9 protein-coding genes are annotated in these 13,158 nt (G+C 63.1%); 3 read left to right on the top strand and 6 right to left on the bottom strand.

Annotation, left to right across the window (positions count from 1 at the left end):
* Positions 1 to 19: 19 nt before the first annotated feature.
* Positions 20 to 253, bottom strand: a complete 234-nt coding sequence (locus GWG67_RS18040; RefSeq protein ID WP_007593627.1) for a hypothetical protein — start codon at positions 251 to 253, stop codon at positions 20 to 22.
* A 451-nt stretch (positions 254 to 704) separates the two neighbouring features.
* On the opposite strand from GWG67_RS18040, the gene GWG67_RS18035 reads away from it, so the two are divergent.
* A complete protein-coding gene (locus tag GWG67_RS18035; RefSeq protein ID WP_275170601.1) occupies positions 705 to 1,202 on the top strand; it encodes a hypothetical protein in 498 nt (165 codons plus the stop codon).
* A gap of 121 nt (positions 1,203 to 1,323) precedes the next feature.
* Here GWG67_RS18035 and GWG67_RS18030 read toward each other — a convergent pair whose 3' ends face one another.
* From GWG67_RS18030 to GWG67_RS18015, 4 genes are all read right to left on the bottom strand, one after another.
* A complete protein-coding gene (locus GWG67_RS18030) occupies positions 1,324 to 3,690 on the bottom strand; it encodes an RND family transporter (protein ID WP_275170600.1) in 2,367 nt (788 codons plus the stop codon).
* 206 nt (positions 3,691 to 3,896) lie between these two features.
* Positions 3,897 to 4,682, bottom strand: a complete 786-nt coding sequence (gene eutC / locus GWG67_RS18025) for an ethanolamine ammonia-lyase subunit EutC (protein ID WP_275170599.1) — start codon at positions 4,680 to 4,682, stop codon at positions 3,897 to 3,899.
* 6 nt (positions 4,683 to 4,688) lie between these two features.
* Positions 4,689 to 6,275 (bottom strand): B12-binding domain-containing radical SAM protein, encoded by a 1,587-nt coding sequence (locus tag GWG67_RS18020; RefSeq protein ID WP_275170598.1) that lies wholly within the window; start codon positions 6,273 to 6,275, stop codon positions 4,689 to 4,691.
* A 152-nt stretch (positions 6,276 to 6,427) separates the two neighbouring features.
* The gene (locus GWG67_RS18015) at positions 6,428 to 7,810 is read right to left on the bottom strand and encodes an ethanolamine ammonia-lyase subunit EutB (protein WP_275170597.1); all 1,383 of its coding nucleotides are present in this window, start codon (positions 7,808 to 7,810) and stop codon (positions 6,428 to 6,430) included.
* 224 nt (positions 7,811 to 8,034) lie between these two features.
* On the opposite strand from GWG67_RS18015, the gene GWG67_RS18010 reads away from it, so the two are divergent.
* Positions 8,035 to 9,774 carry a methyl-accepting chemotaxis protein gene (locus tag GWG67_RS18010; protein ID WP_275170596.1) on the top strand — a complete coding sequence of 580 codons (1,740 nt, stop codon included), beginning with the start codon at positions 8,035 to 8,037 and terminating at the stop codon, positions 9,772 to 9,774.
* Positions 9,775 to 10,589: 815 nt separating this feature from the next.
* Positions 10,590 to 12,494, top strand: coding sequence for an AI-2E family transporter (locus GWG67_RS18005; RefSeq protein WP_275170698.1), 1,905 nt, complete (start codon positions 10,590 to 10,592; stop codon positions 12,492 to 12,494).
* 101 nt (positions 12,495 to 12,595) lie between these two features.
* On the opposite strand, the gene GWG67_RS18000 is transcribed toward GWG67_RS18005, so the two are convergent.
* Positions 12,596 to 13,087: a septal ring lytic transglycosylase RlpA family protein gene (locus GWG67_RS18000; RefSeq protein ID WP_342761047.1), complete on the bottom strand. Its 492-nt coding sequence runs from the start codon at positions 13,085 to 13,087 to the stop codon at positions 12,596 to 12,598.
* Positions 13,088 to 13,158: the final 71 nt, after the last annotated feature.

Genomic DNA, 13,158 nt, shown 5'->3' with positions numbered 1-13,158 from the left:
TGTGGGCCAGTGGCCGAGCTTACTGGTTGTGGTTCTTCAGGACTTGGTCGCAGGCCTGCGAAATCTTGGCCCGGTTCTCCTTGAGGCAGGCCAGGATGGTGAAATCGCCTTGGTCGATGACCGGACGGCAGAGCTTCTGCACATCGCGCGAGCAGGCCTTCTGCTCGGCGTCCGTGCCGCGCCCTTGCTGGGCGAACGCTGCGGTCGAGAGGGAGGCCGACAGCAAGGTGAGAGCGACGAGAAGCTTACGCATTGTATTCCTTCATTCTGACGGCAGAATCGCACCAATCCCGGGCAGCACACCGGATCGGATTGTTCTGATGGCAAGTCGCCGCGGGAGTAGCGGCCTCAGAGAAGGCACAAGCACTGGCAAATGCGGCCAAATTGGCGCCACGTCCACCAAATCAGGTCTTCCCTGCGCCTTCTCTGGCAAATGTAAGAGATTGATACTACGCCATAATTCAGGCACGCCGCGTTTTGCTGCGCACCTGTTGCAGAGCTGCATCTCTCCATCCCGCCTTGGGCACCAGAAACATGCCGAAACGCAGAGAATCCGGAGGTCAACCATGGCAAGCGCGCTTCGCGATGCCGACATGTGGGCGGCCGGCCATTGAACCTGACACAGGCTCGGAACACTAAACCTTCGATGTGGCGAGACGTCCTTGGTGACAAGCGGACGTCGTTCCAAAACGGGATATTTTGAGATGAAATTCTTTGGGCGATCTGAACTGGCAATCAAGGCGGCCAGCATCGGCGCTGTGCTGCTGTTCTCAGTTTCGGCAAGTCAGGCTCAGTCGTCCGGACCGTTTGCAGGTTTCGAGGGCGCGTGGACCGGGACGGGTACGGTGTCGCTGTCCGACGGCTCCACCGAGCGCATCCGCTGCAAGGCGGACTACAAGGTTGCCGGCACCGGTCTCAGCCTCAAGCAGGCGCTGCACTGCGCGTCCGAGAGCTACAAGTTCGACCTCACCAGCGACGTGACCAGCCAGGGTGAGCGGATCTCCGGCAATTGGAGCGAGACCAACCGCAACATCTTCGGCAATCTGCAGGGCACCGCCGGCGGCGGCCAGATCGAGGTTTTCGTCGAGGCCAACGGCTTTGCCGCCAATTTGTCGCTGCGCACCAACGGCACCAAGCAGACGGTGCAGATCTCATCCAAGGGCGAAATTCGCGGCGTCAACATCACGATGACCAAGGGCTGACAGCTCTTACCGCTTCGAAAGAAGCAAGCCCCGGTTCTCGCGAACCGGGGCTTGTTGTTTTCCGGAGACGCGGCGCAGTCGCCCGGACCGCGCCGATTCCATGTCGGATGAATGAAGCCGCTCAGATCGCCGGCTTGTCGGTGCCCTGAAGCTTGCCGTGCAGATTGATCAGCCACATCGCCGTCGGCCGCAGGATGAAGAGGTCGGCGACGAGCGCCATGACCATCGAGAAGGCGCTGAGCCAGCCGAACAGCCGCAGCGACGGCAGGTCGGAGAACACCGTGACGACGAGACCGCAGGCCAGCACCAGCGTGGTCAGGATCAATGCCGGGCCGACCAGCACGGTCGCGCGCTCCACCGCGAGCGCCGAGCCGACGCCCGGCTTGCTCTCGAGCCTGAGGCGGTTGAGGAAGTGGATGGTGGCGCTTAAGCCCAGGCCAAACGAAACGGTCAGAGCCACGACACTTGCGAATTGCAGTCCCTCACCCATCGCCCACAGCACCGTTCCCGACATCACCACGGGGAAGATGCCCGGCAGGATGCAGGCGAACATCACCACCCAGGAGCGGAAGGCCAGGCCGATGAAGATCGCGACCAGCGCGAATTCGACGGTAAGCCCGCGATTGAGCTTCTCGATCATGCCGGCCGAGTTGCGCGCGGCAATCGCGGCAAGACCCGTGACCGCCACTTCATAGCCGGGATGCTTCTTGCGGACGGCATCGAGCTCGGAATCGAGCTTGTCGACGATCGGCAGCAGCTGGCTGGAATCCTTGTCCGGCACGCGACCTGCGACCACGACGGCGTCCTGCTCGGCATCGATGAACCGGCGCACCAGATGCTCCGGAATGACGCTGACATATTCCTTCAGCGTCGCGACGTCGGCGCTGCCGGCCTTGTCCGCGAGCCAGCGGCGCAGGGTCTCGACCGACCAGACATTGCCGACACCGGCTGCCTTCTCCACCGTCGCGTGCACGTCCGCGATGGTCTGCAGCGTTTCCGGCGAATAGAGCGATTCACCCTTGGGGAACTGGATCAGAACGTTGACCGGATTGGCGCCGGTGAGCTTGGCGTCAAGCCGGTCGCTGGCGGCGACCGCCTGGCGTTTGTCCGGCACCTGGTCGGCGAGCCGGTAGCGCGGCTCCAGATTGGCGTAGATGACGCCGAGGCCGGCGACGAACAGCACGGCGATCAGGCTGAACAGGCCGGGACGGCCCACCATGCGCACCGCGATCCAGTAGCAGAAATTACGCAGCGCCTGCACGCCGGCATCCGCGCTCTGGAACTTGGTCGCAAAGACCTTCTCGTTGCGCACCAACAGCACGCCGAACACCGGCACCAGTGACAACACCGCGACCAGCGCGATGATGGTGGCGGCGAGACCCGCCTCGCCGAACTTGCGGATCAGATCGGAGTCGGAGAACTGGAGCGCGATGAAGGAAATGCCGGCGGTGCCGTGCGTCAGCACGCAGGCCGGTCCCACCACCAGCACCGCGTTCTTGAACGCGGTGAACTTGTCCTGGCCCGCGATCAGCCGGTCGCGCGCGGCGAAGGTGAGCTGCATCGAGTCCGAGAAGCTGATGACCATGATGAGCGGCGTCATCACATTCAGGAACATGTTGAGATTGAAATTGGCCCAGCCGAGCGCGCCGAGCGCCAGCAGGATCGCGATCATCGGCGGGAACGCCGCCGCCACCATGAACGAGATTTTTCTGAAGAAGATGATGGCGATGACACAGCCGGCGAGAATGCCGAGGATGTTGTAGGTGAGCCCGTCGCGCTCGACCGCGTTGCGGATCTCGAGCTGCATCACCGGCACGCCGGAAAGCTGCACGTTGAGGCCGGTGTCGCCGAGGTCTTCCTTCATCAGCGCGCGGATGTCGGCCACGGTCTTGGTCAGCTTGTTGGAGGCGACCACCTCCGGATCGAGCGACAGCACGATCAGCGCCAGCGTGCCGTCCTCGGACAACAGCTTGCCGCGGATGATCTCGTTGGCTTTGACGCCCTCGATGAACTTGTTATAGGCGTCGCCCTCGGGCAGCTCGGGTGGGAACAGCGCGGCGGGAAGCTTGCCCGGCGCCGGCGCCTGACGCGCGGAGAACAGCGAGACCAGTCCGCGCGTGCCCTCGACCAGTTGCATGTCGGTGACGAAGTCGCGCAGCTTCTCGAGGTTGTTCCGCGCCAGCAGGGTCTTGCCCTCGACCACGACGAGGACATCGAATTCCTCGGCCGGGAACTTCTTGGTCACTGCTTCGTACTGGCGGAATTCCGGCGTGTTGGACCGGAACAGCTGCGACAGCGAATCGTCGATTTTGATCCGGTGAATGCCGAAGACGGCGCCGACGATCAGCACGAGCAGGACGATGCAGGAGACGATGGGCGCCCGGACTGCGATCAGCCCGATGCGCTCCAGCCCGAAGGCGATCGAGGACGCAGGTCCCTGCTCGACCTTGTCGACATGAACCTCACTCTCGCTGTGCTTTTCGAGCATGCCTTGTCCAGTTCCTAAATCGGCTCGGGTCTGTGAGCTTGTCGCGCCCCGCGAACGGCTTGAAAATGCCATACCAATGGGAGGCTTGCCCTTTGAAAATGCGCAGAAAATCGCCGCGAGGGGTTTAGCAGGTCAATCACCCTTCTCGCAAGCAGGCGGAGTGTGGCCGAATCGATCAAGATATGGCGATTTTGCCTTAATGCCCTTCATCCGGGCAAAGCCGTGCCAATTCGACGCGGCGCGCGGTCCGCGCTCTCGTCCTTCAGCGCCACACCGGTCAGTTCCCGCGCGAGCCCCTCGCGGACCAACCAGGCGATCTTGAAGGCGGCCTCGTCATAGCTCAACCCGGCCTTGTGGATGTTCGACACGCAATTGCGCTCGGCATCGCTGCGATCAGGCTTCGGGGCGAAAGTCAGATAGGCGCCGAGACTGTCGGGCGCCGACAGGCCCGGCCGCTCGCCGATCAGCGTCACCACCATGCGCGCGCCGAGAATGGCGCCGATCTCGTCGCCGAGCGCGACGCGCGCGCCTGAGGCGACGACGACATGGCCGATCGCGACACCATCGTCGGCTGCGAGCAACGGCAGCAGGCGCATCACGAGCGCGACCGCATGGGCGTGGACCGCCGCCGCCGACAGCCCATCGCCGATCACGAGTGCGAGTTGGCACGGCTCCGAGGCGCTCCGCGCCAGAGCCTCTGCTGATCCAGCATCTAGCCGTCTGCCCAGATCGGGCCGCCGCAGATAATCCCTGCGGTCGACCGCCTGGCTGTTCGCCTCGGTGACGACGAGGCCGAGCGCGCGGAGATCCGCGACCAGCCGCGGCGCATCGAAGACGGCATGCACCGCATCGCGGGCGCGGGCATGGTCCAGCGTGAAATCGAGCAGTGCCCGTGTCGGCAGGCTGGCGCCGCTGCGCCCGAGTGCGACGCGCGCGGGCGTGAGCGACCGCAGATCGAGGGTCGGACGACGCGGGGTGGCCGGATCAGACATGTCGCATCATTCGGCGGGGACGGAGGCCTCGCGTAGCCGGATCGAATAGTTCGAGGCGTTCTGCTGGCCGGTCGAGGCCGCCCGCGCAAAGGTGATGAGGTGGTGCGCGATCAGGGTGCAGCCGATCAGGCCTTCGAGATCGCCGCGCTTGATTCGGCCCAGCGCGAACTTCCAGAACACGCGCTTGTAGTCGCCGAGCACGCCGACCTTCCAGAAGATGTTTCGCAGCATGACGAGGCCGCGCCTGATGTTGGGCCAGGTCTTCATCTCGTCCGGTTTCGGCATCTTAAGGCGGTGCACGTAAACGTGGTCGCATTGATACTGGAAGCGCGCGTAGACCTTCTCGGGCTCGTAGGCGACGGCCATAGCGTGCTTCCAGGACGCGACGACGTCGTCGTAGGGCAACAGGAAGTTGACATTGGAATCGCGGCCGTCGTCCTCGACCAGGCGTCCCTCGCGCTCCAGACGGTCCCACAGCGGCGTCTTCGGCAGCGCCTGAAGCAGGTTGATCGTGAGCAGCGGAATCCGGGAGTCCTCGACAAAGGCGAGCAGCGCCTCCGAAGTGTTCGGCTTGTCGGTGTCGAGCCCCATGATGATGCCGGACACGACCTCCATGCCGTAGGAGTTGATGGTTTGCACGCCCTCGAGGATCGGGACCATCATGTTGTGGTCCTTGTGCATCGCCTTCAGCGCATCGGGGTCGGGCGTCTCGATGCCACAGAAGATGGTGACGAAATAGGCCTCGCGCATCTTCTCGAGGATTTCCGGCCGCTTGGCGATGTTGAGCGTCGCCTCGCAGGCGAGCCGCACCATGTAGCCGGTCCTCTTCTGCCATTCGATCAGATGCGGCAGGAGGTCCAGCGCCGCCTTGCGGTTGCCGATGAAATTGTCGTCAACGAAATAGACCGTGTCGGTCATGCCGCATTCGCGCAGGCGGTCGAGCTCGGCGATGATCTGCTCGGGCGACTTGAGCCGCGGATTGCGGCCGTAGAGGCCGGGGATGTCGCAGAACTCGCACTGATAGGGACAGCCGCTGGAATACTGGATGCTGCCGAGGAAATATTTCTTGACGTCGGCGAGCTCGTAGGCCGGGATCGGAAACTCCGTCATCGGCACACGGTCCTTGGTGGTCAGCACCACCTGCGCTTCCGGACGTGAGATGTCGCGCGACAAGATTTCGAGCAGCTGATTGGTGGCGTCGCCGAGCTCACCGACATGGAGATAGTCGAAGGAGGGATAGTAATCCGGGCAGGCGCTGACGGAGGGACCGCCGAGCGCGACGGGCAGATCGAACTCGTGGGCGCGGCGGCAGATATCGTTCATCTGCTGGCGCTGGATGTGCATGCCGCTGACGAAGACCGCCTCCGCCCATTCGAACTCTTCCCTCGTCGTACGGCGAAGGTTCTCATCGACGAATTTGACCTGCCACTCCTCGGGCAGATAGGCCGCGAGCAGCAAAAGTCCCTGCGGCGGCATGAAGGCGCGGACGCCATCGGTCAGGGGGTAGGAATGCTCGAACGTCCCGAACGACGATGTGTATCGCGGAAACACGCACAGAATCCGCCGGGACGTCCCGTTACTTTCAGCTCGCATCAAAGCTCCCCCGCCACGCTCGACTTAGCTGCGGAAATTGCCAGACAGGCACATAGCGTAATGCTGCCGCCGGAATTTCTCAATATTGTGGCATGAGCATAATTCCCTAGGGCACCAATGGTTTCCTCGAGCCGCCTGGTGCTTCCGCCGCGTCAAGCGATCAGCCGTGAGGCGAAATCGGGCAGCAGGCCTGCATCGCCGGCAAGCCGGAAATCGGGACCCGCAATGCCCGACTGCGCCAGCCAGTCGTCGAACTCCGGCGCGCGGCGCAGTCCGAAGACGTCGCGGACGTAGAGCGCGTCGTGAAAAGACGTGGACTGATAGTTCAACATGACGTCATCCGCACCGGGAACGCCCATGATGAAGGTGACGCCAGCGGTAGCGAGCAGCGTCAAGAGATTGTCCATGTCGTCCTGGTCCGCCTCGGCGTGGTTGGTGTAGCAGATATCGATCCCAAGCGGCAGGCCGAGCAGCTTGCCGCAAAAATGATCCTCCAGCCCGGCGCGGATGATTTCCTTGCCGTCGTAGAGATATTCCGGGCCGATGAAGCCGACCACGCTGTTGACCAGGAGGGGCGCAAAGGCGCGGGCAACTCCATAGGCGCGGGCCTCGCAGGTCTGCTGGTCGACGCCGTGATGGGCGTTGGCCGATAGCGCCGAGCCCTGCCCGGTCTCGAAATACATCACGTTCTGGCCGACCGTACCGCGCCTCTGCGACAACCCGGCCTCTTGCGCCTCCTTGAGAAGCGCGAGGTCGATGCCAAAACTGCGGTTGGCGGCCTCAGTGCCGGCGACCGACTGGAAGACGAGGTCGACCGGCACGCCCTGCCCGATCAGCGACAGCGTCGTGGTGACATGGGTCAGCACGCAGGCCTGGGTCGGGATCTTCAGCCGCGCGATGATCTCGTCGAGCAGCCGCAGCAATTGGCCGATCACGGTCGGGTCGTCGCTCGCCGGATTGATGCCGATGCAGGCATCGCCGGCGCCCAGCAGGATGCCGTCGAGGATGGAGGCGGTGATGCCCCTGGCGTCGTCGAAGGGATGGTTGGGCTGGAGCCGGGTGCTCATCCGGCCCTTCAGGCCGATGGTGTTGCGGAAAGCGGTGGTGACCTCGCATTTCCGCGCCGCCAGGATCAGATCCTGGTTGCGCATCAGCTTCGAGACCGCGGCCGCCATCTCCGGGGTGATGCCGCCTGCCACCTTGCGCAAGATTTCGGGCGTCGCGGCATCCGACAGCAGCCAGTCGCGAAAGGCACCGACCGTCAGCGAAGCCACCGGCGCGAAAGCCTTGGCGTCGTGACTGTCGATGACGAGGCGGGTGACCTCGTCGGTCTCATAGGGGATGACGGCTTCCTGCAAGAACTGCCCGAGCGGGACGTCGGCCAGCGCCATCCGCGCGGCGATCATCTGTTCGGCACTGGCGGCGGCGATCCCGGCCAGCCGGTCGCCGGAGCGCGGCGGCGTCGCCTTGGCGAGCAAGTCGCGCAAATCCGGGAACGTGTAGGTCGTGGCGTCGATGGTGTGGCGGTAGACCAATCGTCTCTCCGGGGTTCGTCGGCCAGAGGCCGACTCCAGGGCCGATCCCAAGACTATACCTTCAGATCAAGACGCTGAAATATCTTACCTTTCTTTCGACCAAGGGCGAAGGGGGGCCAAACCCGCCGTTAACGCCGCGTCCATCTTCATTCTGCATAGTTTTGCATCAATTTGTACGACTGCGCTCTCCGGGCCGCTTCCGGCCATTCGGGCCCCTGAAAACCATGACAATCGACCAATCTGGGAATGCCACCGGCCTCGCCGGCCGCTTCACGCTTGCGACCAAGCTCTACGCGATCTTCGCGCTGTTCGCGCTGCTCACGGCGGCGATCGCGATGCTGTCCGACTACAACAGCCGCCGCGGCGCCGACCTGACGAACGCAATCGAGACCGCGAACGCCGCCGCGCTGAATGTCGAGCGGGTCAACTCGCTGGTCTACGCGGTCGTGATGGAATCGCGCGGCGTCTACATGTCGACTGAACCGGCCGTGGTGAAGAAATACGGCGAGGGCCTGCTCAAGTTCAACGCCCAGATCCTCGACGTCGTGAAGCGCTGGGAGACCATCGTCAAGGCTGACGATGCCGAGCAGTTCGCCACGTTCAAGAAGCGCATCGAGCAGTTCGTCGAGTTTCGCAAAGAGCTGGTGCGCCGCGGCGTCGAGATCAATGCGGCCGCGGGCCGCGAATGGGGCGACAACGACGCCAACCGCGCCGTGCGCTCGGCGCTGAACAAGGATCTCGAGGCGCTGTCCAAGGTCTATGCCGAGCGCGCGAGGCAAATAGGGCACGAGACCGAGACCAATCGCACCATGTCCTTCGTCCTGACCTGCCTCGCCGGCGTGGCGCTCGCCCTCGTCGTGATCGGCATCGTCATCATCGCCCGCTCGATCGCACGTCCCCTCTCCGCCATCACTGCGACCATCAAGCAGGTCGCTGACGGCGCCGAGAACGTCGTGGTGCCCCACAGCCACCGCGCCGACGAGATCGGCGCACTGGCACGCGCGATCCAGATCTTCCAGGACGCGATGGGGCGTAACCGCAACCTCGCCTCACAGGTTTCGCAGGACTCCGCCGCGCGCGAGGAGCGCGCCCGCCACATCGAACAATCCGTCGACGCGTTTCGCGAGGCGATCGGCGCGATCATGCGCGGCCTCAGCGACAACGCATCCGTCATGCGCGAGACGGCGCAGACCATCACCCGCGTCACCGCGGACGCGAGCAGCCGCGCCGGCACGGCGGCGAACGCCACCGAGCAGGCCTCTCACAACGTCACGGCGGTTGCAGGCGCGGCCGAGGAGTTGTCTGCGTCGGTGGTGGAGATTGGCCGCCAGGTGCGGCAATCCGCCAGCGCGGTCGAGCAGACCGGCCAGCGCACCGAGAAATCGATCGCCGAGATCGAGAGCCTGGCGGCCGCCACGCAACGCATCGACGGCGTGCTCAGCCTGATCCAGGCGATCGCCGAGCAGACCAATCTGCTCGCGCTCAATGCCACCATCGAGGCGGCGCGCGCGGGCGATGCCGGCCGCGGCTTTGCCGTCGTCGCACACGAAGTCAAGGCACTCGCAGGCCAGACCGCGAAGGCGACCGCCGACATCAGCGAGAACGTCTCGATGATCCAGTCCTCCACCCGCAACGCGGTCGACGCCGTCCGCGAGATCGGCGGTGCGGTGCGCGAGATCAACGATGTCACCTCGGCGATCGCCGGCGCCATCGGCCAGCAGGATGCCGCCACGCGCGAGATCTCGTCCAACGCGCAATCGGCTGCCCAAGGCAACGAGACCCTCGTCGCCAACATCAGCTCGCTCCGCGACGCCATCGGCGAGACCGACACTGCGGCCTCCTCGGTGCTGACGGCTGCGAGCAGCGTGACCGAGACGGCGGAGACGCTGTCGCGTGAGGTGGAGAAGTTCTTCCAGAACCTGCGCTCAGGCGCAGCGGACGGCCGCGTCGCCAAGGCGGGGTAGCAGCACGTCGATCGCCAGCAGAGCCGGCGGCGGGGTCGCTCCACCAAAAAACGCGAAAACAACCCCATGCACAGTAGCCGGGGATAGCGATATCAATGGCTTGGCTCTAGTCCAAAGCTATTCGTATTTTACGAAATGACATTTGACTCGTCGGGCAAAACAGGGGCATGATGTCAATGCTGGAGCCTTCCGCGCTGGGCCGGCAGATCGTGAGAAGCCGAAGGCTGGCTGAGGCCGCCTCCCTGTGAACCAAAGCCGCGGAGCAGTCCGCGGCTTTTTGCTATCGCCACCACCTGGGTTTATCGGAAGCGATGCAGGAGACAATGATCCTTGGAAGCGGCCCAAATGTTCAGGCTTTTCGGCGGCAAGCAGGCCGGAAAGATCACACGCCGAGTCGCTAGCGCGAGCTAAGCGGGGCGCCATACCGCGCTCTTGGAGCAGCGCGCGGAACTAAACCCGGCGTGGCTTGTTCATCCCCAACGTGGCTTGGGGCTCCCGATTCAATGCCGCCGTCAGCGCAACATCGTCCGCTCCAGATGCTCATGGCAACAATGCGTACCCGTCGGGATCGTAGCCCTAGCCGATCGGGCCTGGTCAGTTGTGGCCGGCCTCGCAAACCGGCCTGAAGCTCATGCATCGACTTCGACAGGTTGCGTCATGTCAGGACTAGACGACCTTCCCAAAGATGTGCCGTCCGAACTCACTGAACCCTCAACAACTCGCCGTCTTTCCCGGCCTAGCGAGGAGCTGTGATCAGGCAGCCATTCAAAGCACGAACACCGGAAGAGCTGATTTCCCTATTGAGCGCCGTGGCGATGGCCATTCTCGCGTCGATCATTGTCATGGTGCTGTATTATGGTCGCGAGATCATCATTCCGATAGCGCTGGCTGTCTTGCTCAGCTTCGTGCTGGCGCCCCTGGTTCGACTGGTTCAGCGTCTGCGCATTCCACGCAGTTTGGCTGTGGTGAGCGTGGTCGTGATCGCCTTCGCATTCATATTTGCGATGGGCAGTCTCCTCGCTACCCAACTCGCGCAGCTGGCCGGCGATTTGCCGCGATATCAGTCCACAATAAGCGAGAAGATCCAATCCTTCCGTGAGACCACCGCCGGTCGAGGCACGCTCGAGCGAGCTTCCAGCATGTTGAAGGACCTCAGCAAGGAGCTCGACAAGCCGAAGGAGGCCGCGAATTCGTTGGGGACCATAGCAGCTCCGAAAGCGGCCCAGCCGAAGCCTGTTCCTGTGGAAGTGCTCCAGCCCGATCCCGGCGCGCTGGAGAGCTTGCAAACGCTGATTTCACCATTGCTTCATCCGCTCGCAACGACCGGGATCATCGTCATATTCGTGATCTTCATTTTGCTTCAGCGCGAGGATCTTCGTAATCGTCTGATCAGGCTGGCCGGTTCGGATGACCTGCAGCGCACCACGGCTGCCCTTGATGACGCGGCGAGCCGCCTCAGCCGGCTTTTCCTCATCCAGCTTCTCGTGAACGGGGGCTTCGGCATCATCATCGGAATGGGTCTGTGGCTGATCGGCGTTCCAAGCGCGATCCTGTGGGGTATTCTGGCAGCAGTGCTGCGCTTCGTGCCTTACATTGGGGCGGTCATCGCCGCCGCCTTTCCTCTCGCTCTCGCGGTCGCGGTCGATCCAACCTGGACGATGCTGCTTTGGACGATCGCGCTGTTCGTGGTGGTGGAGCCCGTCGTCGGCCATGTGCTGGAGCCGATGGTCTATGGACACAGCACGGGACTGTCGCCGGTGGCCGTTGTGGCTTCCGCGACGTTCTGGACGGCGCTCTGGGGTCCAATCGGCCTCGTTCTGGCGACACCCCTTACCGTGTGTCTGGTCGTACTGGGCCGCCATGTCGAGCGCCTGGAGTTCCTGGACGTCATGTTTGGAGACCGACCAGCGCTCTCTCCGCCTGAGATATTCTATCAGCGGATGCTCGCCGGCGATCCGACAGAAGCATCGGCAAAGGCCGAGGAGTTCTTGAAGGAGCGATCTCTTGGCTCCTATTACGACGAAGTCGCCCTGCGAGGACTGCAACTGGCTCAAGCGGATGCCGAGCGCGGCGCTCTGGCTCCCGACCGGCTGATCAAAATCAAGGATGCAGTCCAAGAATTTGCCAATAACATTTCGGAGCAGGATGAACGTCCGTCGCCGAAGGTCAACCCGACCACAGATGTCGAAGCTACATCTGCCATAGAAGGCGTGGCTGAGGACGCGCCTTATGAGAGTCTGCGGGTTCTGCGCAAGGAGGACTTGCCTTCCGAATGGCAAGGCGATCATCCCGTGCTCTGCCTGGCTGGACGAAATCCGATCGACGAAGCCGCTGCGATCATGCTGGCTCAACTGACGAATGCGCATGGCTTGTCGGCACGAGTTGAAGCAGCGGGAGCGTTATCGACGGCGAATATCTTCCGGTTGGAGACCGCCGGGGTCGCCATTGCCTGTCTTGTCTATATGGACGCAAGTAGTCCTGCCCATATGCGTTACTCGGTGCGACGGCTTCGCCGTAAATTGCCGAACGCTACAATCATTCTGGGTTGCTGGATGAAGGACATCGACCCAGCGGCGCTGGAAACTCTGCGGGAAGGTGCCAAAGCGGATTTGGCTGCTGCAACTCTGGGCGGGGCGCTTAAACTCTGCATAGAGGCGACGGGTGTGGATGGCCTTGGCACAGGAGCCGAAGGCCAGACTTCGAAGATCACGGCCGCTTAGTAGTTTAGACGCGCAGATATGGCTGCTCCGGGCGCGCAGCAAACCATGATGTCATCATGGCGATGGCGCGGCGCCCGCGACCTTCGTTCGTACTGCGCGATTCAACCAACCGGTCCGGGGGTCCAATCGCCGCCGGCAAGCGGCCGGACTTTTACGTCAGGAATGACTCCGCGCTCCAGGCTCGGATCGAAATGGCGCATGGTCCGCTCATTGAAGTCGATGATGCGGCCAGGCCTTAGCGGTCCCACATCATTTATCCTGACGATGACCTTCTTGCCGACAGCCTCGACGAGGGCGTATTTCGGCTTCGCGCCAAATTGGACCCCACCGAATTTCTTACGCAAGCTCGTCTTGATGGCAGCCGACCAGACTGAGGGATCATAGCGCTCGCCGGAGGCCGTCTTCGGGCCGCCCTCCTCTTTGCCAGGCTTGAACGGATTGTACATGGATGCCGCGCCAACGATCGCTTCCCCGGAAGCGGCATTGTCGGCAGCGCTTGAGTGAACCCCACCAGCTTCACATCGCGCAATCGGAACGGAAACGGCAAGCGCAATCACGGCGCCGCAAATTGCGGCGCTCGATCGGAACCCCATTATATCTCCTGTGATTTTCGATTGTTCGGTTCCGGTGCCGCAAATCATTTTGCGGATGGAGCCAACCCCTG

This window comes from Bradyrhizobium sp. CSS354 (assembly GCF_029051725.1).
In the GTDB taxonomy this organism is placed as follows: Bacteria; Pseudomonadota; Alphaproteobacteria; order Rhizobiales; family Xanthobacteraceae; genus Bradyrhizobium.
This window is presented reverse-complemented; position numbering and strand designations above follow the sequence as displayed.

Excerpts from the sequence above, each read along its gene's own strand:
- GWG67_RS18040 (WP_007593627.1), bottom strand. The coding sequence starts at position 253 with ATGCGTAAGCTTCTCGTCGCTCTCACCTTGCTGTCGGCCTCCCTCTCG.
- GWG67_RS18035 (WP_275170601.1), top strand. The coding sequence starts at position 705 with ATGAAATTCTTTGGGCGATCTGAACTGGCAATCAAGGCGGCCAGCATC.
- GWG67_RS18030 (WP_275170600.1), bottom strand. The coding sequence starts at position 3,690 with ATGCTCGAAAAGCACAGCGAGAGTGAGGTTCATGTCGACAAGGTCGAG.
- eutC (WP_275170599.1), bottom strand. The coding sequence starts at position 4,682 with ATGTCTGATCCGGCCACCCCGCGTCGTCCGACCCTCGATCTGCGGTCG.
- GWG67_RS18020 (WP_275170598.1), bottom strand. The coding sequence starts at position 6,275 with ATGCGAGCTGAAAGTAACGGGACGTCCCGGCGGATTCTGTGCGTGTTT.
- GWG67_RS18010 (WP_275170596.1), top strand. The coding sequence starts at position 8,035 with ATGACAATCGACCAATCTGGGAATGCCACCGGCCTCGCCGGCCGCTTC.
- GWG67_RS18005 (WP_275170698.1), top strand. The coding sequence starts at position 10,590 with ATGGCCATTCTCGCGTCGATCATTGTCATGGTGCTGTATTATGGTCGC.
- GWG67_RS18000 (WP_342761047.1), bottom strand. The coding sequence starts at position 13,087 with ATGGGGTTCCGATCGAGCGCCGCAATTTGCGGCGCCGTGATTGCGCTT.